Here is a 20,564-nt window from a genome sequence, read left to right as displayed (position 1 = left end):
TTACTGTGGGCTGGCTATTAATCAAGCCATTCGGTGTGGAACACACCTTCTTTATCGGTACGCTTATAGGTATGCGCCCCGAAGTAGTCACGCTGAGCCTGGATCAGGTTAGCCGGCAGAACCGCTGCGCGGTAGCTGTCGTAGTAGGCAATCGCCGCGGAGAAGGTCGGCGTTGGGATACCGTTCTGCACAGCGTAAGAGATCACATCACGCAGGGCCTGCTGGTAATCGTCGGCAATCTTCTTGAAGTAAGGGGCCAACAGCAGGTTCGCAATAGCTGGGGTTTCAGCATAGGCATCGGTGATTTTCTGCAGGAACTGTGCACGAATGATGCAGCCCGCACGGAAAATCTTCGCGATTTCACCGTAGTTCAGATCCCAGTTATTCTCTTCAGATGCAGCACGCAGCTGGGAGAAGCCCTGAGCATAAGATACGATTTTACCCAGGTACAGTGCGCGACGAACTTTCTCGCTGAACTCCGCTTTGTCACCGGTGAATGGCTTGGCCTGCGGGCCACTCAGCACTTTAGACGCCGCCACACGCTGCTCTTTCAGAGAAGAGATATAGCGCGCGAATACGGATTCAGTGATCAGGGACAGCGGCTCACCGAGATCCAGGGAGCTCTGGCTGGTCCATTTGCCGGTACCTTTGTTGGCAGCTTCGTCCAGAATCACATCAACCAGGTATTTCCCTTCTTCATCTTTCTTGGTGAAGATATCTTTGGTGATGTCGATCAGGTAGCTGCTCAGCTCACCTTTGTTCCACTCGGTGAAGGTTTCAGCCAACTCTTCGTTAGACAGATCCAGACCGTGCTTCAGCAGAGAATAAGCTTCTGCAATCAGCTGCATATCGCCGTATTCGATCCCGTTGTGCACCATCTTCACGTAGTGACCGGCACCATCAGGCCCGATATACGTTACGCAAGGCTCGCCGTCTTCAGCAACCGCAGCGATCTTAGTTAAAATTGGAGCAACCAGCTCGTACGCGTCTTTCTGGCCGCCAGGCATGATAGATGGGCCTTTCAGGGCGCCCTCTTCACCGCCGGAAACACCGGTCCCGATGAAGTTAAAGCCTTCAGCCGACAGATCGCGGTTACGACGAATGGTGTCCTGGAAGAAGGTGTTACCGCCATCGATGATGATGTCGCCTTTGTCGAGATAAGGCTTTAGGGAGTCGATAGCAGCATCAGTGCCAGCGCCCGCTTGCACCATTAACAGGATGCGACGTGGTGTTTCGAGAGACTCAACGAACTCTTTCACGGTGTAGTATGGAACCAGCTTCTTGCCTGGGTTCTCTGCGACGACTTCTTCAGTCTTCTCACGGGAGCGGTTGAATACGGAAACGGTATAGCCACGGCTTTCGATGTTCAGCGCCAGGTTGCGCCCCATCACGGCCATACCAACAACGCCGATCTGCTGTTTGGACATTACATACTCCTGTCAGGTGTGTGCCACCACGGCCACTGCGCCATGGTTTCAAAAATTATTCATGGTATGAAATAGAGCAATGGCTGACATTCAAAACAAAAAAAAACATCATTGCAACAACTAAAGTGTTAGGAAGCACACTTAACCCAATTTTAGCTTTCTGCTCATCGCCCCACTCACCTTTTTAATCAAAGGGTCGGTCAAATAAGCGGCAACAAGGCTCAGTCCAACGATGATGACGTAGAAGAACAATGTTTCACCAAAATTGAGTTTTTTGAAATCAATAATTTTAAACAAGAAATATAAAATCTGGTGGTGGTACAGAAAAGCAACAAACGAATATTTGGCTGTAAAATCTATTGGGACACGTAATGAAGCAATATTTTTCAATCCATCTGGCAACATAGTCAGCAGGCAAAATATAGAGCAACCGAATAACAACATATACAGTTGTGAATAGATTTTATTTTGCAATAACAAAATCAACATGCACAGTATAATTATACCGGTCAGGAATAATATTCTCCGGGCATTTTGTGATTTAACAAAATAGAATCCGTATAGCATGCCAAAGAAAAAATCTGGCAATCGCATTATAGGGTTACAATTTATATAAACTGAAAATAGCGATGTATAGTTTACAGACAGTCCCAACATTATGAGAACTAACAGTGTCATCGTAATTTTAGGCCAGTTTAATAGACCTTTAAAAAGTATCGGGAAGAACAGATAAGTAAGAATCATGTAGCCCGTATACCATTCACCTACCAAGTAATAGTTGGCCATACGATACAAGAAGAAACCATCGAGGCCAAGAAATGATAGAATAAACTTCCAGTGTTTACCGTCACCCACAAACCCGCTGTTGGAAATAAAAATAAAGACAGCGACTACACAATATACGACCCAAAAAGCGGGATAAATCGCGACAATTCTTTTCTTGAAAAAGCGAACAACATCTAATTTTCCGCCAGTGCTTACAACCAACGAAAAACCAGAGACGATAATAAACAGCGAGATAGCCATGTCGCCAACGGTCTGGCCACCGTAAACTAAACTGCCAATCATATTCTGGCCCGCATAGTTCATAGATATTTCCATATTAAAATGGAAAAGCACTACGGCGAGAAATGATATTGCACGAATAAAATCAATAAAAAAGAAGCGCTGCATATGCATTACTGTCCATATTTTATTTAAGTTAGTATTTTATTAGCACGGAATCTACCACATGCCCGCTTCCAATATATGTAACCAATACTTTTCAGATGCCACATAAAGTTTTTACTGACAAGCTTTCTATTTTCACTCTGGCAAAAATGAACGGCTTTAATCCCTGGCAAATAGTAAAGATTAAACCCTAGTGCCTTCGCACGTATGCAAAGATCTAAATCTTCACAATACATAAAGAAGTTTTCATCAAATCCCTTGAGTTTCTTAAATACATCAGCTTTAACACCCAAGAATGAACCAGCACACCAGTCTACATGCTGTGGCTGGTAAATGTTTGAGCGATCAATAATACTATCATTGAAACCCAGAATATATGACGTCAGAAAATTGAATATTGTTGGGAATTTTCTAACCGACGGATCTCGTACTGACATATCTAAATTTTTGTAGAGATCGATTGTAAACATATCATAGTGATGAATTCCTACTTCTTTATTGATATCCTCGATGACACATGGCTCAATAAGCACATCGGGATTGACAAATAAGAAATAGTCGTCATCGTCAACTTTTCTATTATTATGTATATACTCAACAGCTAAGTTATTATTTTGGGCAAAACCTGCCCTTATATCTGAACGTAGATATATAACATTGCTATCAGCACAAAATTTGTTTAACCGTTCGCTATTAACATTATCTTTTACATAAATAAGAAAGCTCTCCCCTTGCTGTCTATGTAACTTATTGACCAGGGGAATAACATAGTCATCATGATTATGACTTACGATTATGATATGTAGCATAAATATTTTTTAAACCATCGCGAACAGATTTTAAATAGTATTTCAAATATCCCATATCTCTTTTAGCAACTAAAAGAATTGCCTGATGGATAAATGAAAAAACAATTTCCCTGCACGATATTAACTTGGGAACATGTGGCATTAAAAGAAGATAGAATCCATTTCTAACGCGATAATAACGGCGCCAGGGGGAATGGACCGGAATGACAAATCGAAATAGGGATATATGCATATCACCTATTTCATGCTGCATTATCACATTGGGCGTAACAAAGATTTTATACCCACGTTCAATTATCCTCAAACACCACTCTGTATCAACATAATCAATAAACAGTGACTCATCCATCAAGTTATCTTCGATGAGTACTGTATTATCGATTAAACAGCCAGAGGCAATAATGCAAGATACCTCGAGAGGTTGAGTTGTCTGTGGGTCTGGGATGATTTTCGTTCGCAAACCATGTTTAGACAAACGAATAACTGGGTAGATTTTCTTATAGCGACTGTCCTGTAAAGTAGGCCCGAGTGCACCTATATTATTTTTTTGCTTAATGGAAAGAAAATCTTTGACCATTTTCACAACAAAATCATCCGTTACAGTACTGTCTTGATCAAAGAAAAGCGTAAAGTCATCACCATTGCTCAGGCCTTGGCGAATACCAATATTTTGCGCAGCGGCAATGCCAACATTATTCGGAAGTAATAAAAGATGAATGCCCGGCAGCTCTTCTTTAATTATGGCAATTTCATTAGCATTATTACTTCCATTGTCGACAATGATCGTATTGCTTACTTGCCGTTGTAATGCTGATATCAGGGATGAAAGGTTAGAAATTACAGGGTTGTAGGTTACAATGACAGCCGTTACCTTAAACTCCTGCGAATTATCGTTGTTTATCATCGCTGTGGCCATTTGCCATTATTTCTTCAATTTTACTGCTATTACCCCAGATAGCTGGAGAATCATATGCCCGTGCAGGAAAAACGTTATACTCAGGCTTAATTTTCATTTTATGCTGAGCAATGAAACCTTCTACCATGGTGCGCAAGCTTCTTGGTTTGCCGCTGCTACAGTTAATAATTCCACAAATATCAGTTTGAACAGTCGCGGCAGCAATTTGTTGAGCCAGGCACTCAATATCAATAAAATCGTAGAGCATTTCACCGCTATTAAGGGGGAAGGTTTCTTTCCCAGCGTCTTCGGCTGCAATAATTTTAGAAAAAATAGAGTTACTATTTCTATCATCACCAAGAATGTAATACATCCGTAACCATTTAAGTGGTACGTTGGCTTTTCCCATTTCATAGGTACATGCCTGGCGTAAAAAATTCTTTGCAATACCATACGGATTACTAGGGTTACATGTCGTATTTTCAGTGATCTCGCCGACATGGTAGCCAATTTCATGCATGGTACCAGCAACAGAAATATTGTTTACGCCAGCACCAATAAGTGCCTTCAGGAAGCGATAGTGCCCCATGACATTAGCAATATGCCCTTGATCGTGGTGATTGAAGCCTGCGCTCCAGGCTAAATGAAGCACAGCATCAAATCCGCTGAATACTTCATTAATCTCATCATCAGTTGCAGATAAAATATCCATCGCAATAATATTCCCTGTCAGGGTATTATTAGAATTTGGATATGTTATAGCAATAACATCATGGCCCATTGAAGATAAGGCTTTTACAACATGTTTTCCGATGTAACCACCGGCACCAGTAACAGCAATTTTCATAATCAGTTTTTCTTCTTAAATTTAGCGAGTTTATAGATTTTTTTTGTCAGACGATAAGGTCCATACATCAATTTCGAGACATGGGGATATTTTTCCCACAAGGTACGTCGAAATGAGCTAAACAGGAGTTTCATGCACCCACTGAGTACAGCATTAAACTCTGGCCTGCCCGTTTTAGCGTCTATAAATAAGTCACGCAAACTTGTGTATTGCCAATTCACGTCACCATTTGGAAGTGTTGACATGATTTTTTGATGCTTAAATTCCAACTTCGTATAATTCTTTTCCGCCTGCTTCGGTGTCATGACGCTATATACGCTGAAACCTTCATTTTTTGATACATAACTGATTATCCGTTCCAGGACATGCGACAAACCACCATCGACGTGAGCAGGTTCTGCATTGAACTCTGTCCACTTCCAGTTGTGCTCAAATAGAGGACGCAAGGCAGCAGGCCTAAACCAGAACATTGTACCGAAGGCTGCGACGGGAGTATCGTCATCTAAAGGGACCTCGATACCCAATTTTTTACATAGCGCAGCTGTTGGTTCGTAGTTAGCAAACCAGGCATGGCCCATCGTTGGGTAACCAATATGAACCAATGGAGGGAAAACTAGCCCAATATCACTATTTTTATTCATCAAGCCGATAAGGTTGCTGATGTATTCCGGTGACCCAAGAAGGTTTTGGTAGAGATGTTTTTTAAATGAATCTGCACGCGAGAAACCATTTTGTGGTGACTTTTTAGAATGAACACGGCAGACATAATCATATTTGTCACTAACTCCAATATCTTTGAAGGTAATGAACAGTGAAGACATATCGCGGCCACGGTTCTCTTCAACAACACGAATATCAACAGGCGAGCCAATACTCTCTGTTTTTTCCTTGAGGATATCCGCATCTTCATCGCTTGAAGTTGAAATATACAGGTCGTACTTATAAGGTATGTTTTTTAGGTAATCATAAATTTCTTCCCACATATCAGAATAAAAAACATGGGCAATTACAGCAATCTTAGGTTCATTGCTGATAACGTCAGTATATTCTGGGGAAAGATAATTATCTGGAACGATTCTTAATTGTTCCAGGTTAGTATAAAGAACTCTTGGTTTAACCGTACGGTTGATGTTTTGATTGATAAGGGCGAGATCGTAATCGCTAGTCTTTTCAATTGTTTCTATCGTTCCACGCAAGTCAACACAGTTAATGTCAAGCCACATTGGATCGTGGAAGAAAAGACGACGCTTAAGAATCGGAGATCTATTTTCAATAGTCTTCCTAACATCAATAAATGTCGGATATGCTGATGGGTAATCATCGTTATTGATATAAACAGATGATACAAAGCCCATAGATTCAAAATGATTTGTAAAACGTGATTCGTGACGAAGAACTGAATCAGTGTAACTTTTAATCATTGGCATATCTTGCCAATACTTCTTAAATTCAAGCGAGCCTAACATTTTCTTGCGTACGGCAATAAAATGAGACTGAATATGACGCGGTAATATGCCTACCCCAGTGAACGGGTTAGGGACCATTTCATCATGTTCACTGATGCCCCAAAAGTCACATTCCCTTTCAGACATCTCATCAAATAATTCAGAAAACGGGAAAATTGGTGCGAAAAAGGTATAATTAAGGAGGATTGCTTCATCATAATCCTTGGCCAGACGATCATAGCCAACCGATTCAATACCTTCTTTATAACCCCAGACGTCAAAGCCGACATTTTCACGACAAATAACTTTAGCGCCAATGCCTTCAAGTTTAGCACGCCCGGCAGCTGTCATTTTAGAATTCGAAATAACAATGATATCTTTAACGAATTCTTGCAACGCACTAAGCTTTACAGGGATGTAATCATCGACTTCACCGTTTTCATCATAGAAAAGATAAAAAGCAATTCTACGCATCAATATTAACTCTCATTTTTTAAGTATTGATTTATGATTTCATCAGGCTTACCATCGGCAATTATCTTTCCATGATCAACCCAAATAACCCTGTTGCAAAGCTCTTCTAATAGTTCCATTTGGTGAGAAACGAAAACCATTATATTGGAATCTTCTATTAGACCTTTCATTCTAGCTTGTGCTTTTTTGATAAAATCAGCATCACCGCCGGCGAAAAGTTCATCAAGAATCAAAATATCAGGTTTAGTTGCAGTGGCGATAGAAAAAGCCAATTTCATATACATGCCAGTAGAATAATACTTTACAGGCATATCAATAAACTTCTCAAGCTCTGAAAATTCAATTATCTCAGACTCGATCTCTTTCAGCTTTTTGAAGCTGTAGCCAAGAATAGTACCATTAAGGTATATGTTTTCTCGTCCACTTAGTTCAGGATTAAAACCCGCACCAATTTCAAGCAAAGGTGCAACCTTACCATGAATAGAAATACTACCAGTTGTTGGCGTGTAAATTTTGCACAGTATCTTTAACAGAGAACTTTTACCGGCACCATTATGGCCAATGATGCCTAACCTGTCGCCGTGATTAATTGTTAAATTGATATTGCTTAACGCCGCGAAGGTTTCTGTTTTATTTCTAACAGAGTTAGTGAATAAATCAGCAAATAACTCTTTTACGCTTGAGCTTTTATTGTTGTAAAGCGTAAACTGTAGTCCGACTTTTTCAAGAGTGATTCCAGAATTCATAATTACAACCTAAATATAACTTTTGAATCATTGCGTCTAAAGAATAGCACACCGCATACAACACTCATTATGGACAAAATTGAGCATATAGTTAATGAACTAACCTCCGGCAAAACACCGGAATAGATAGGCGCACGGAAAAGATCGATATAATACACCAAAGGATTCCAAACAAATATTGAATGGAACTTCTCTGGTATCGCTGTAATAGGATAAATAATCGGCGTGGCAAAATACAATGCCTGCAGAATAACGCCAATTAAGTACTGAACATCTCTATAATAAACCGTCAAAACTGAGAGTATCAGAGCAATGCCAAGGGAAAACGAGGCTAACAGCAGAAAAGCAACGGGTAAGAAGAAGAGTGCGAAAGATATTTTAGCACCCAAGAACACAGCAATGATGAACAGGCATGCCGTGCTCAGCAATGAGTCAATCATCGTAGAAATAACGACCGAGACAACAAACAACTGTTTGGGCAAGTAGATCTTTTTAAACAATGACTCGTTTGCCAGTAATGCCCCGCCCCCTTGATTGAGGGAGTTAGAAAATATTGACCACGGAATCATTGCTGCAAATAAGAATATCGCATATTCATTGACCTGAAACTTCATTACCAGGGAAAATACAGCAGCAATGATTGCCATATTTAGCAATGGATTCAGTAAGGTCCAGAAAAACCCAAAAAACGTTCTTCTGTATCTCATCGTAATTTGTTGATGTATCAGTTGTTGTAAAACCTGTCGATACTCAACTATTTCACTAATAAACGGAATCATAATTATTTACTTTCATCAATAAGTGCGCTAATAGATTGGTTAAAACCAATTGAAAAATTTGAGCGTTTATAACCAAACTTTTCTAGTTTATCGCAATTTAAAACACTATATGAAGGTCTCTTTGCTGCAGATGTATATTCTGACGAGCTGATACCCTCTACTTTTGAATTTGAGACAGTTACGGATTCAGCAATTTTATGAGCAAAATCATACCAACTCATTACCTGATCGCCGCTAAAATGATACAACCCAGGCTGTAATTTGTCATCCCTGATAATATCAACGATCAACTTTGCTATATCTGGTGCATACGTAGGCGCGCCTATCTGATCGGATACAACTTTAATATCTTTATCGTTTTCAATTAATTTGAAAATAGTCTTTAAAAAATTCTTACCGTATTCACTATAGACCCACGATGTTCTTATAATGATTGCTTCGGCATGGTTTTCTAATACTGCAATTTCTCCATGTCGCTTGCTTTTGCCATAAACATTAAGCGGCTCGGTTATATCTTGCTCGGTATATGGATTTACAGACTTTCCATCAAAAACGTAATCAGTGGAAACATGGATTAGCTTGATTCCATTATTTTTGGCTGCTTCAGCAATATATTTTGCACCAAAAAAATTCACTTGCTCCGCGAGATCGATACTTACCTCTGCCTCATCAACAGAGGTAAATGCTGCCGCATTGATTATGACATCAGGTTTAAAAGATGAAATAACGCGATTTACATTGCTTTGATTTGTGATATCAAGGAATAGCTTATCCGCAGGCAGCACAACCCAGTCTGTCGGAATATATTGACGTAGACTTTGTCCTAACTGCCCGTTTGCTCCAGTTAGTAATACTCTCATTTATAAAGATTCACCAATGTTAGGCCTTTTTTATCCTTGTCCGACAGCTTAGGATTTACAACAGGCCATTCAATAGCGACATCTTTATCATTCCATAACAGACACCCTTCATGCTCTGGATAATAATAATCAGTGCATTTATATTCAAAATCTGCCGTATCTGTCAGCACACAAAAACCATGGGCCAGACCAGGCGGAATCCAGAGTTGTTTTTTGTTTTCAGCAGAAAGCTCAACGCCAACCCAGCAGCCATAGGTTTCTGATTCAGGGCGAATATCTACCGCAACGTCAAACACCGCACCGCTAACAACTCGTACCAATTTACCCTGCGGGTTAATTTTTTGAAAATGCAGACCACGGAGAACGTCTTTTGTCGAGCGAGAGTGGTTGTCCTGCACAAAATCAAGGTCAATATTCAGCATTTCCTGATAACGTTTCTTCTCAAAAGTTTCCAGAAAAAAACCACGCTCATCGCCAAATACTCTCGGCTCAATAATTTTCACATCATGGATTTTAGTATCAACAACTTTCACTGAACTGCCCCTTGACTATATATTTTTTTTAAAAACGACTTGTTGGTTTTTAGACAACCTTATCGTCTCTGTATTGCATTTCCTTAGTTTTTTCTTTTACTATTTTTAATTTATCAAAACCTAACTAAGGGTAAGCAACTATGAATAGACGATAAATAATGCTCTGCAGCGGTAATTTTACCTCTCCAAAATTACAGAGAATAATGTCAATAAATATGGAGAGGTACACGCTATTATTCGTTAATCAGCATTTTCAGGTAGCGACCGTAGTCTGTTTTAGCAAGCAGCGCAGCTTGCTCTTCAACCTTTTCTTTACTCATCCAGCCTTTACGGTATGAAATTTCTTCAAGGCAGGCAACTTTCATACCCTGGCGTTTTTCTATGGTATGAATAAACTGTGATGCTTCTACCAGACTGTCGTGCGTACCGGTATCCAACCAGGCAAAACCACGACCCAGCAGCTCAACCTGAAGATTACCCTGTTCCAGATACATCTGGTTTAGAGTGGTAATTTCAAGTTCTCCGCGAGCAGAAGGTTTGACCTGCTTTGCCATTTCAACAACATTTTTGTCGTAGAAATAAAGTCCGGTCACCGCCCAGTTTGATTTTGGTTTTAGTGGCTTCTCTTCGATTGACAGAGCTTTAAAGTTATCGTCAAACTCCACAACGCCGAAACGCTCCGGATCTTGTACCTGATAACCAAATACGGTTGCTCCGTCACTCATCTGGGCTGCTGCTTCCAGCTTCTTACCAAAACTCTGACCGAAGTAGATGTTATCACCCAGCACCAGTGCACAGGGTTCATTGTTAATGAACTCTTCACCAATGATAAATGCCTGAGCGAGACCGTCCGGAGAAGGCTGAACGGCGTAAGACAAATTAATACCAAACTGCGAACCGTCACCCAACAAACGCTTGAACGCCGGCATATCGTCTGGAGTAGTGATCACCAAAATATCACGGATTCCAGCCAGCATAAGCACAGAAATAGGGTAAAAAATCATGGGCTTATCATAAACAGGCAACAACTGCTTTGACACGCCTTGAGTGATTGGATAAAGACGAGTTCCTGAACCACCCGCAAGTACAATACCTTTCATCATTCTTTCCTTATTATTCTGCCAGTCCTAAACGTTCACCAGTGTACGAACCATCCATCACTCGCTGCCACCACTGCTCATTAGCTAAATACCATTCAACCGTTTTGCGAATACCTGACTCAAATGTTTCCTGCGGTACCCAATCCAACTCGTCTTTGATTTTGCTGGCATCAATGGCATAACGAAGGTCGTGTCCTGGGCGATCGGCAACATAGGTAATGAGATCGGCGAAATGTTTTACGCCAGCCGGCTTGTCCGTAATAACGTCATCCAGAATGCTGCAAATGGTCTTCACAACATCAAGGTTTTGCCGCTCATTGTGACCACCAATATTATAGGTTTCGCCAATTACCCCTTCCGTCACGACTTTATACAGCGCACGAGCATGGTCTTCGACAAACAGCCAATCACGGATCTGCTGGCCATTGCCATAGACCGGCAGTGGTTTACCTGCCAGAGCACTCAAAATGATGAGTGGAATCAGTTTTTCAGGGAAATGATACGGACCATAGTTGTTAGAGCAGTTAGTCACCAGCGTTGGCAAACCATAGGTACGCTTCCAGGCGCGAACTAAATGATCGCTTGAGGCTTTTGAGGAAGAATAAGGACTGCTTGGAGAATATGGCGTTGTTTCAGTAAATAACGGCAATACGCTGCCAGCCGGCATCTCATCAGGATGAGGCAAATCGCCGTATACTTCATCAGTCGAGATATGATGGAAACGAAATGCATCTTTGCGTTTTTCATCAAGTTGTGACCAGTATTGACGAGCAGCCTCAAGCAGAACATAAGTACCGATGATATTCGTTTCAATAAACGCCGCAGGCCCAGTGATTGAGCGGTCAACATGGCTTTCTGCCGCCAGGTGCATCACTGCATCTGGTTGATGTTCCGCAAAAATCCGCGCCATAGCGCCAGCATCACAAATGTCGGCTCGCTCGAATGCGTAACGCGCATCATCAGCAATTTCACTCAACGACTCGAGGTTGCCTGCGTAGGTCAACTTATCTACGTTTACGACAGAATCTTCAGTATTCTGAATAATGTGACGAACAACAGCAGAGCCAATAAAGCCCGCCCCGCCAGTAACAAGGATTTTCACAATAATTTTCCCGCGATTTATTTTGCTTGAACTGTGTTTTAACGACGTAAAGCCAGGATATGTTTCTTATGGGTTGCAATGAGTTACGGGCATGCTACCGCCCCTGGCTCAACAGCTACCAGTGCACTGTACAACAATAGGCGATAGTGCATTTTCGGTGCACTCACAAAGATCGCGCCACGATTTTATCTTTCATACTGCGATTCTCAAGGAAGATCTTCGGTCTGTACAATCCGACAAAAAGATGGTAATGCCTTGAAAAACATAATCATTAATAAAGCAAAACGGCGGCTCAACGTTCAATGCCTACCTCAGACTGAACGCTATGCCACCGTTTATCGCGCTCTCCTCCATGACAGCGACTTAAAACAGAACTTATGCCTTAGCTAGCAGCTTCTGAATGCTTTCGCGAAACTTCTGGCCTTCCTTGTGGTTGCGCAGCCCGTACTGGACGAACGCCTGCATATAGCCCATTTTCTTACCACAGTCGTAGCTCTCGCCGGTCATCTGCATCACTTCAACTGGCTGAGTTTCGTTCAGCACTGCAATAGCATCAGTTAACTGGATGCGGCCCCATGCGCCAGGTTCTGTTTTTTCCAGCAGTGGCCAGATATCCGCAGACAATACATAACGCCCAACGGCTGCAAGATCGGAGTCCAGCGTTTGCGGCTGGTCAGGTTTTTCAACAAACTCGACCATACGGCTCACCTGCCCTTCATTCTGCAGCGGTTCTTTCGTGGTGATTACAGAATATGCCGCCAGATCTTCATTTGGCATGTGCTTAGCAAGAACCTGAGTTCGCCCCGTTTCATTGAAGCGAGCCACCATTGCAGCCAGGTTATAGCGCAGCGGGTCAGCAGTAGCACCATCAAGCACAACATCCGGCAGTACCACAACAAAAGGATTGTTACCCACGATAGGCTGCGCGCAAAGTATAGAGTGCCCCAGCCCAAGCGGTTGGGCCTGACGAACGTTCATGATGGTGACGCCTGGCGGGCAAATAGACTGGACTTCGGCCAGCAGCTGACGCTTAACGCGCTGCTCAAGCAGTGCTTCCAGCTCGTATGAGGTGTCGAAGTGGTTTTCAACAGCATTCTTGGAAGAGTGGGTTACCAGCACGATTTCTTTGATACCAGCGGCAACAATTTCGTCGACGATATACTGGATCATCGGCTTATCAACGATAGGCAGCATCTCTTTAGGGATAGCCTTAGTGGCAGGCAGCATATGCATGCCCAAACCGGCTACCGGGATAACTGCTTTTAAATTAGTCATTCTTAGTCCCACCTCTAAATGGTTGGAAGATTATAGTCTTTTCGTGCTCTGATGCCAGCATGAATTTATTAAACGAATGATTCATGCTAACGCCATAGAAGTGTCAACGAAATATGTAAACGCCGCTATTTCAGCCTCTGTTGACTCAGAATTGTCGTAAAAGGGGTTGCATTATTATTTACTTACTTTTGAGAGCGTAAAATTAAGATTCTCACCGTTGACGTGAAGCTGATCGATCCGGTCTATGTCTACCGAGCTTTGCCCCCTTTCATTCACCGCGTGAATATTCGCCAGCGACAGCAGCGTGCCGTCTTTGGCCATGAACTTGCCGCGCACGTCCTTACGAAGGTCGAAGTTCAGCTTCAGGGCTGGTCCTGCCGTAGAAAGCTGCATTACGTTGATATTTCGCATGAAAAGGTGCTGAGGTTTATTGTGAAACTCAAGCGAGGCGCGCTTGAGTGTGACGTTATTCAGTGCCACAAAGGAGGTTGCGTTCCCGGATGAGATCTGAATGCCGCGCAGAGGGCTACTCAGTTCGCTATTATCGAGTTTAATATCGCTTAACTTAAAGTTTTGCGGAATAGACAGGTAATTTCCCTTAATCACGCCATAACCAATCAGCATCCCGGCGCTGTTAACCATATCCACATCGTCAATCACAAAGTTATCGCAGCCATATATTGCCACGGTTGCGTTATCAATCCCTGCCGTGCGGCTAAAGCTCGGATTAATATTGCGTGCCTTTACGTTACGAATAAGGAAATGCTTCCCATTCTCAACATGGACTAATTGCCGGCAGTTGCTGCCGGTAATGTTGGCCACGACGAAGTTTTTTACCGCCTGATCTTCGGGATAATTATTGTCATATGTGCTGCCCGCCAGCCCAATCCCTATTCCCCAGTTAATCTTTCCATTAGTACAGTTAATGTTGTCAATAACGTGGTCAGAAATCAGCAGGTCGTGGTCGTTGATCGCCACATTCCACTCAATGGCATCCCCCTGCAGATGGCTGAAGTGGCCGTTGGTGATACGCACATTCTCCATCCGGTTGTGAAACCCCTGCCGCAGGATGGCGTAGTTGGCATCATGTACCGTGATGTTGTCGATGGTCAGATTTCGCATAGTCCGGTTATCTTTCCCGCCAATGTAAATCTGCGCCACATTGACAAACCCGCTCATATCTATGCCCTTGATCGCACAGTCGGATCCCCTCACATCCAGCGTGATGTTATTAAATCGCCCTTTTCCCTCCCCGACTATCTGGCAGCTATCCTGCAGTACAAATCGCCCTTTGCCATTCCCTTTCAGCCCACCAGCCACATGAAGCGTTTTCCCCTGCGGCATAAAAATGGCGGTATTAATGCTGTCACAGACAACGTCTGCCGGGACTTCAACCACATCCGCTGCGGCAAACGCCTTGTTAAACGCGGCGATCCAATCGGCTTGGTAGAAATCTTTGATGTTGACCGGTGTTCCCCGGCCAATGGCGTTTACCGTGCCGGGAATAAGGGATGCCGCCGCTAACGCAGAGCCTGCGGCGAGCAGTTTGCGGCGAGATGCAGAGAAAGGAAGATGCTTCAGTGAATTGCTTTTCGACATAAGTCCTCAGCATAAGATTCGGTGATTTATAGCGTCTGAAGCTGACGGGCAAGCTGCTGGTAGATAACCTGCTGATTGAACTGGCCGGCGACTTTCTCTCTTGCCCGAGCCAGAATTAACTGCAGGTCACTTTCTGGCACAGAAGCCGCAACCTGTAGCTTATCGGCAAGCGCAAAAGCATCCTTTTCCGGCACCAGCCAGCCCGATTCATCGGCGTCGATAAGCTCAGGAATACCGCTATGAACGGTAGACACGACCGGAATGCCAACGGCCATCGCCTCCATCAGCGCCACGGGGATGCCTTCCATATCCCCGTCCTCGCCGGTCACCGAAGGAAGCAAGAACAGGTCGGCCTGGTCCAGCATCGCCTTCACTTCATGGCTCGGCTTAAAACCGGGCATAAAGACCACGTCCTCCAGCTGCAATTGCTCAATCAGCGTCTTCAGACGACGCTCCCAGGGGCCAATGCCTAAAATGTTGTAGCGAAATGCCACGCCGCGCGCCTTCAGCAGGCGGCAGGCTTCAATGGCAAAATGTAACCCTTTTTTTTCCGTCAGCCGCGCCACCGAGATAATCTCCAGCGTCGCCCCCGGCGTTTTCATGGGTCTTAAAGAAAACTTGTCCATATCCACGCCCATCCTTGAGACCGCAATTTTGCTCTCCGGGCAGCCCATGTTCTTCAGGCGGCTGGCCCAGAGATTGCTGATGGGTAGCATTAAGTCCCCGCGCTCAAACAGCTGCCTGTATTCCGGCGTATAGTGAGCCAGCGCATCCCGGTGCGAGATATCAATCCCGTGAAACACGGTGGCAATTTTGCCGTTGAGCACGCCAAGCTCCTTCAGCTTGGCGGCCGTAACGCCCGCCGGGCCAAAGTGAGCAATAAAAACGTCGGCCTCAAGCGGCTGTTTCTGCCGGCCACAAATCGAGGACAGGATCATATTGCGGGCTTCATCGCCATAGCGCGTGCGGTTAAGCGCTCGCCATGTGCTGCCTCGCAAAGCCCCCCGCAGCGTATTCCACGCCCGGTTTTTAAGCTTCGCGACTTTACCTTCTGGTTCATCGAGCAGCCAGACGGTTTTTTCCGAAAGCCCATAGCTTTTAAACGCCGCGTGGGTATTGGTCATGTCGCCCTTTTGCAGGGCAACAATCTCAACCTCGTGGCCCATGTCGATAAAAGCGGTTATCTGATTCAGCACAAAAGTTTCCGACGCCAGGGGAAACTTCAGCAGGAAGAAACCGACCTTCATTTATCCTCCTTAACTCGCTCAAGCACCGAGCGCACCATGTTCATGCCGTTAGCACGCTCAGCGCTCACTGCCGCCGTAAGACGTTGGTTAATCGCGGGCAATTGCCCAAAAACATCCGCCACTACGCCCTGCAAAGAGCCGTCCAGCAACTGGCGAATATCAATAGCCATTTCTGGCATCCCCAGTTGCTGCATGATGCCCGCAGATTTGTGCTCGTAGTTGATGGCGATAGCCGGCGTGCCGAAGTTCATCGAAATAATGGCCGAGTGGAGACGCGTGCCCACCGTGAGCTCGCAGGCTGCAAAAATTTTGCCCATTTCCAGGTCGTTCAGCTCGTCCATCACGACGTGGTAGTCATCGGGCTGGTTGATGTACTGCCGGATATTGAGCGCCACCATGCGGTCGTCTTTGTTATAGCTGTCGATGCCGGTGCAGGTGGAAAGCGCCAGGACCTGATAGCCCTGTTCAATCGTGCGATTTACCACTTCGGCAAAGGCCTTCTCGTAGGCTTCCTGGGTGGTGCCGAGGCGTTTATCAAACGGCGCCAGTTCGCGGAGCGTAATCGCCACGGTTTTCTTTCTTTCGACCACGCCCAGCCAGTGCTTAACCGCATAACCCGGCACAAAATCCTCTTCATGCTGCGCCACCAGCCACGCCGTATCGACGCCCTGTTCCACCTTGCTGGTGTCGATTTGACTTTGCTTCATCAACGCCAGACTTACGGTTTCGCGCAGAATCAGGGATTTAGCGTGCCCAAAGACGTAGTTCGCCAGTTGGTTAAACTGCGGCTCCTGGAACGGGCCCACGCTGTGGCCAACCATATAAACCGGCTTGCGGGCCATAAAGCTGCACAGCGCGTGCTCAAACTGCGTGACGCCATAAAGATCGACAAAGAAAGAGCCGCCCACCTGAATAATCGCGTCGTATTCCTGCAGCGATTTCACAAAATCAATAAACCCCTGTGGGATGGCGATGTTACGCAGCCGCCCGGTGTTGCTTGCTTTCGCCACCAGCACATGGTGCTGATATTTACGGCGCAGGACTTTTTTGACCCGCCCGACCAGCCCAGCGGCGTTGTTATACCGCTTCATCTGCTTGTAAAGCCCGTCACCCAGCACCGGGCGCCCCAGCAGCCAGGCAGAACTGACCGGGTAGCGGCTCATCACATCCACATGAATGCTGTCATCAAGCGTCGTGATGGCGTCAATCAACCCGCGCAAAATGGCGCTATCACCGCGGTTGCCGCAAGTATGGTTGCCAAGAATAAGTAATTTCATATCGACCTCTAACTTTATGACAAAGGGGAAAATGTGGTTTCCCCTCTTTATTGTTCTTAGCCAGCGCGGAGCAGCGCTTTCAGGCGTTCGCTGCGGCAAAACTGCCGCTTCAGTTCAACGACCAGCGCATTGCGGGACAAAATAATCATCACGATAAACGCCGCCGCTCCCGCGACGACCTGTGCCGCCAGCAACATCGCCAGAGGCAAATGCCCGGTCAGCGCGATGCCTAGCCCGGCGCTGACAATCAGCGTTGGGAGTGAGAGATAAAAAGGCAGCCAGATACTGAGGATGTAGTCCCGATAGCTGGAGCCCAGCACGGGTTTAATCATGATGAAATAGCTGAGCACGGTGTTCACAACCTGAACCAGCAGGAAACCGAGCGTCACGCCGAGCGCGCCGCCGAGCTGGCCGCCGACAATAATCGCTGGAATAAACAGGCAGGTTTTAAACACGTTGAATTTGAAGCTGATGTCCACGCGCGCTTTGGCCATCAGCAGCGAACCGATGGGATTCCCGATGGAACGCAGCAGGCCAACAACGCACAACAGCTGCAGGATGGGCGTGATGAACTGCCACTTTTCGCCAAACACCAGCGGGACGAAGTTATTGGAGACCACCATCAGCCCCAGCAGCGCCGGAAAATTAATGATGCCCACAATCGACAGCAGCTTGTAAAAATTAACCCGGAGCTTCGCCGTGTCGTCCTGAATTTTGGCAAACGCTGGAAACAGCACGCGGGTGATGATCGGGTTCAGCTTCATCGGAGGCACGACGGCCACGTTATAAGCCAGATTATAGCCGCCGGCGACCCCAGCCCCGAGAATACGCGCCAGTACCAGCGTGGAAAGGTTGGTATTGACGTAGTTGATCACGCTGTCGGCAGTCAGCCAGGCGCCAAACTTCAGGTTGGAATTCACCGATTTCAGGGAGAAGTGGAAGCCAGGGCGGTAAATCTTGCGGCCAAAGAAGCCAAACAGTGAGGTACGAACGACGGTATTCACCAGGTAACCGATGATTGCCGTGATGGCGAACGGGTAGTACATCGCCGCCGTCACGGTGACGCTGAACCCCACCAGCACGGACACCGTCTCAATCGAGCCGATTTTTGAAAACTCCAGCTCCTTTTGCATCAGGGCGCGAAACTGCTGCCCGTGAGGGATGACAATAAAAGCAAAGGCCAGCGTTTTAATCAGCGGCGACAGGTCCGGGTTATGCAGCACGCCGGCAATCACATCACTCAGTAAAAACACCGCGATGCACACCAGCACGCCCAGCCCGACATTCAGCCAGTAGAGCGTGGTCAACTCCAGCTGGCTTATCTCTTTGCGCTGAATTATCGAGTTGGCGATACCAAAATCAGACAGCGTATCGGCCAGGGCGATGATCACCAGCGACACCGTCAGCAGGCCAAACTGGTGGTTATCAATAGTTCTGGCCAGAATCGTCATCTGCGCCAGCCCTAAACCAATAATGATCACCGTTGCAATCGCGGACCACTTCGCCCCGCTGATGGTTTTTTCTCTCAGGCTCATTTTGGATTCCGGTCAGTATGCCGCTTTGTGAACAAAGCCTTTGAAAACGGTCAGGAAGACAATCTTGATGTCGAACCACAGGCTCCACTCGCGAATGTATTCCAGGTCGAACTCCACGCGCTTTTCCATCTTGTCGAGCGTGTCCGTTTCCCCGCGCCAGCCGTTAATTTGCGCCCAGCCGGTAATGCCCGGTTTGACCTTGTGGCGCAGCATGTAGCCTTCTATTAACGCGCGATATTGCTCGTTATGGGCCACGGCATGGGGACGAGGGCCGACGATGGACATACCGCCCAGCAGCACGTTGATAAACTGCGGCAGTTCGTCGAGGGAGGTGCGGCGCAGAAAGCTGCCTACCGGCGTGATGCGCGAATCCCCTTTCGTGGCCTGTACAACCACCGCGTCGTTTTCCATCACCTTCATAGAGCGGAATTTCCACACTTTGATTGGCTTGCCGTCCATGCCGTAGCGCGTCTGGCGGAAAATCACCGGCCCGGGGGAAGTCAGCTTCACCGCGAGGCTAATGCAAAGCAGAACCGGGGAAATCAGCAGCAGAATAAAAGAGGAGAGCACGATATCTTCCAGCCGTTTGAGTACGCTGTTAAAGCCACTCAAAGGCGTTTCAAACAGCGGCACAACCGGCACGCCGTTGACCTCTTCGGTGCGCGCATTAAGGATATTGAAAGTGAAAACATCGGGGATCAGGAGTACCGAACAGGTGGTATCCGCCAGCTCGCTCACCAGCTTTTTAATGCGCGACTCGTGGCTCATTTCCATCGCGATATAGACTTTATCAATTTGGCCGCTGCGGGCGTCCGCCACCAGCGTATTGAAGTTGCCAATATAGCTAACCAGGGCGCCTGCAGGCGGCTCATCGTCATACACTCCAAGCACGTTGAAGCCGAGCCACGGTTCATTCTTGAAGCTCTGCGCCAGCACCTGTCCGACCGGCAAAGAGCCCGCAATGGCAACGCGTCGCGTATTAAAACCTTTGTTACGCAGCCAGCCTGCAGCAAAACGGATCCACGACCGGCAGATAACCATCCCCACACCGGTCAAGGTATACCAGGCCAGATAAACCCAAAAAGAGCCATCAAAATCGCTGTTAAACGCCAGCAGCCCGGCGCTGAAAACCACGCTCAGCGTCCAGTTTTGCAGCAACAGGAATAGCTCGCTGGAAATTTTCACCCCGCGCCATGAACGGTAAAAATCCGTCATCCCACCGATCATCTGGAACACAACGAGGGTTAACAAAGCCATCAGCAAATGCATATAGAGAAAAGGCAAAGCGTTAGCCTTGCAAACCATCCATAGCCCGGCAAACATGATGCTGATGTCAGAAAAACGTTGCACCATAGAGATCAACGATGCGTTGGTTTTTGGCAGCTCGCGCTTTTTTAGATTTGTCATCGTTTTACCTTTGAAAGTTGTCGCATTGGTGTTTTAA

The 20,564-nt window shown here is 45.8% G+C and carries 18 protein-coding genes; all 18 read right to left on the bottom strand.

Annotation, left to right across the window (positions count from 1 at the left end):
- Positions 1 to 17: 17 nt before the first annotated feature.
- Complete coding sequence (gene gnd, locus ACR6JA_RS12455) at positions 18 to 1,427, bottom strand: NADP-dependent phosphogluconate dehydrogenase (RefSeq protein ID WP_166872614.1); 1,410 nt, start codon at positions 1,425 to 1,427, stop codon at positions 18 to 20.
- A 141-nt stretch (positions 1,428 to 1,568) separates the two neighbouring features.
- Positions 1,569 to 2,606: an acyltransferase family protein gene (locus tag ACR6JA_RS12450; protein ID WP_213712476.1), complete on the bottom strand. Its 1,038-nt coding sequence runs from the start codon at positions 2,604 to 2,606 to the stop codon at positions 1,569 to 1,571.
- 17 nt (positions 2,607 to 2,623) lie between these two features.
- Positions 2,624 to 3,406, bottom strand: coding sequence for a glycosyltransferase (locus tag ACR6JA_RS12445; RefSeq protein ID WP_494492871.1), 783 nt, complete (start codon positions 3,404 to 3,406; stop codon positions 2,624 to 2,626).
- The gene (locus ACR6JA_RS12440) at positions 3,378 to 4,322 is read right to left on the bottom strand and encodes a glycosyltransferase family 2 protein (RefSeq protein ID WP_494599139.1); all 945 of its coding nucleotides are present in this window, start codon (positions 4,320 to 4,322) and stop codon (positions 3,378 to 3,380) included. Before ACR6JA_RS12440 ends, ACR6JA_RS12445 begins: the two co-directional genes overlap by 29 nt.
- The gene (locus ACR6JA_RS12435; protein WP_494492869.1) at positions 4,294 to 5,148 is read right to left on the bottom strand and encodes an NAD-dependent epimerase/dehydratase family protein; all 855 of its coding nucleotides are present in this window, start codon (positions 5,146 to 5,148) and stop codon (positions 4,294 to 4,296) included. Before ACR6JA_RS12435 ends, ACR6JA_RS12440 begins: the two co-directional genes overlap by 29 nt.
- Positions 5,149 to 5,150: 2 nt before the next feature.
- On the bottom strand, positions 5,151 to 7,067 hold the full coding sequence (locus ACR6JA_RS12430; protein WP_494492868.1) for a rhamnan synthesis F family protein: 1,917 nt from the start codon (positions 7,065 to 7,067) through the stop codon (positions 5,151 to 5,153).
- Between the two features lie 5 nt (positions 7,068 to 7,072).
- Entirely contained in the window at positions 7,073 to 7,813 is a 741-nt protein-coding gene (locus tag ACR6JA_RS12425; RefSeq protein WP_213712486.1) for an ABC transporter ATP-binding protein, read from the bottom strand.
- Positions 7,814 to 7,815: 2 nt separating this feature from the next.
- Positions 7,816 to 8,592 (bottom strand): ABC transporter permease, encoded by a 777-nt coding sequence (locus ACR6JA_RS12420; protein WP_494492867.1) that lies wholly within the window; start codon positions 8,590 to 8,592, stop codon positions 7,816 to 7,818.
- Between the two features lie 2 nt (positions 8,593 to 8,594).
- A complete protein-coding gene (gene rfbD, locus ACR6JA_RS12415) occupies positions 8,595 to 9,452 on the bottom strand; it encodes a dTDP-4-dehydrorhamnose reductase (RefSeq protein WP_213712490.1) in 858 nt (285 codons plus the stop codon).
- Positions 9,449 to 9,985 carry a dTDP-4-dehydrorhamnose 3,5-epimerase gene (rfbC, locus tag ACR6JA_RS12410; RefSeq protein ID WP_213712493.1) on the bottom strand — a complete coding sequence of 179 codons (537 nt, stop codon included), beginning with the start codon at positions 9,983 to 9,985 and terminating at the stop codon, positions 9,449 to 9,451. The genes rfbD and rfbC overlap by 4 nt, the downstream gene beginning before the upstream one ends.
- Positions 9,986 to 10,218: 233 nt before the next feature.
- Entirely contained in the window at positions 10,219 to 11,085 is an 867-nt protein-coding gene (rfbA, locus tag ACR6JA_RS12405; protein ID WP_213712495.1) for a glucose-1-phosphate thymidylyltransferase RfbA, read from the bottom strand.
- A 13-nt stretch (positions 11,086 to 11,098) separates the two neighbouring features.
- The gene (rfbB, locus tag ACR6JA_RS12400; protein ID WP_213712928.1) at positions 11,099 to 12,190 is read right to left on the bottom strand and encodes a dTDP-glucose 4,6-dehydratase; all 1,092 of its coding nucleotides are present in this window, start codon (positions 12,188 to 12,190) and stop codon (positions 11,099 to 11,101) included.
- 372 nt (positions 12,191 to 12,562) lie between these two features.
- Positions 12,563 to 13,462 carry a UTP--glucose-1-phosphate uridylyltransferase GalF gene (gene galF, locus ACR6JA_RS12395; protein WP_166991277.1) on the bottom strand — a complete coding sequence of 300 codons (900 nt, stop codon included), beginning with the start codon at positions 13,460 to 13,462 and terminating at the stop codon, positions 12,563 to 12,565.
- A 174-nt stretch (positions 13,463 to 13,636) separates the two neighbouring features.
- Positions 13,637 to 15,061, bottom strand: a complete 1,425-nt coding sequence (wcaM, locus tag ACR6JA_RS12390; protein ID WP_494492866.1) for a colanic acid biosynthesis protein WcaM — start codon at positions 15,059 to 15,061, stop codon at positions 13,637 to 13,639.
- 26 nt (positions 15,062 to 15,087) lie between these two features.
- Complete coding sequence (gene wcaL, locus ACR6JA_RS12385) at positions 15,088 to 16,308, bottom strand: colanic acid biosynthesis glycosyltransferase WcaL (protein WP_494492865.1); 1,221 nt, start codon at positions 16,306 to 16,308, stop codon at positions 15,088 to 15,090.
- Positions 16,305 to 17,585, bottom strand: coding sequence for a colanic acid biosynthesis pyruvyl transferase WcaK (wcaK, locus tag ACR6JA_RS12380; protein ID WP_494492864.1), 1,281 nt, complete (start codon positions 17,583 to 17,585; stop codon positions 16,305 to 16,307). The genes wcaL and wcaK overlap by 4 nt, the downstream gene beginning before the upstream one ends.
- 56 nt (positions 17,586 to 17,641) lie before the next feature.
- Positions 17,642 to 19,120 carry an MOP flippase family protein gene (locus ACR6JA_RS12375; protein WP_494492863.1) on the bottom strand — a complete coding sequence of 493 codons (1,479 nt, stop codon included), beginning with the start codon at positions 19,118 to 19,120 and terminating at the stop codon, positions 17,642 to 17,644.
- A gap of 12 nt (positions 19,121 to 19,132) precedes the next feature.
- A complete protein-coding gene (gene wcaJ / locus ACR6JA_RS12370) occupies positions 19,133 to 20,527 on the bottom strand; it encodes an undecaprenyl-phosphate glucose phosphotransferase (protein ID WP_494492862.1) in 1,395 nt (464 codons plus the stop codon).
- Positions 20,528 to 20,564: the final 37 nt, after the last annotated feature.

It is taken from the genome of Cedecea sp. B1(4) (genome assembly GCF_059414925.1).
This window is presented reverse-complemented; position numbering and strand designations above follow the sequence as displayed.

Coding starts and splice junctions, on each gene's coding strand:
- gnd (WP_166872614.1), bottom strand. CDS start 1,427: ATGTCCAAACAGCAGATCGGCGTTGTTGGTATGGCCGTGATGGGGCGC.
- ACR6JA_RS12450 (WP_213712476.1), bottom strand. CDS start 2,606: ATGCATATGCAGCGCTTCTTTTTTATTGATTTTATTCGTGCAATATCA.
- ACR6JA_RS12445 (WP_494492871.1), bottom strand. CDS start 3,406: ATGCTACATATCATAATCGTAAGTCATAATCATGATGACTATGTTATT.
- ACR6JA_RS12440 (WP_494599139.1), bottom strand. CDS start 4,322: ATGGCCACAGCGATGATAAACAACGATAATTCGCAGGAGTTTAAGGTA.
- ACR6JA_RS12435 (WP_494492869.1), bottom strand. CDS start 5,148: ATGAAAATTGCTGTTACTGGTGCCGGTGGTTACATCGGAAAACATGTT.
- ACR6JA_RS12430 (WP_494492868.1), bottom strand. CDS start 7,067: ATGCGTAGAATTGCTTTTTATCTTTTCTATGATGAAAACGGTGAAGTC.
- ACR6JA_RS12425 (WP_213712486.1), bottom strand. CDS start 7,813: ATGAATTCTGGAATCACTCTTGAAAAAGTCGGACTACAGTTTACGCTT.
- ACR6JA_RS12420 (WP_494492867.1), bottom strand. CDS start 8,592: ATGATTCCGTTTATTAGTGAAATAGTTGAGTATCGACAGGTTTTACAA.
- rfbD (WP_213712490.1), bottom strand. CDS start 9,452: ATGAGAGTATTACTAACTGGAGCAAACGGGCAGTTAGGACAAAGTCTA.
- rfbA (WP_213712495.1), bottom strand. CDS start 11,085: ATGAAAGGTATTGTACTTGCGGGTGGTTCAGGAACTCGTCTTTATCCA.
- galF (WP_166991277.1), bottom strand. CDS start 13,462: ATGACTAATTTAAAAGCAGTTATCCCGGTAGCCGGTTTGGGCATGCAT.
- wcaM (WP_494492866.1), bottom strand. CDS start 15,061: ATGTCGAAAAGCAATTCACTGAAGCATCTTCCTTTCTCTGCATCTCGC.
- wcaL (WP_494492865.1), bottom strand. CDS start 16,308: ATGAAGGTCGGTTTCTTCCTGCTGAAGTTTCCCCTGGCGTCGGAAACT.
- wcaK (WP_494492864.1), bottom strand. CDS start 17,585: ATGAAATTACTTATTCTTGGCAACCATACTTGCGGCAACCGCGGTGAT.
- ACR6JA_RS12375 (WP_494492863.1), bottom strand. CDS start 19,120: ATGAGCCTGAGAGAAAAAACCATCAGCGGGGCGAAGTGGTCCGCGATT.
- wcaJ (WP_494492862.1), bottom strand. CDS start 20,527: ATGACAAATCTAAAAAAGCGCGAGCTGCCAAAAACCAACGCATCGTTG.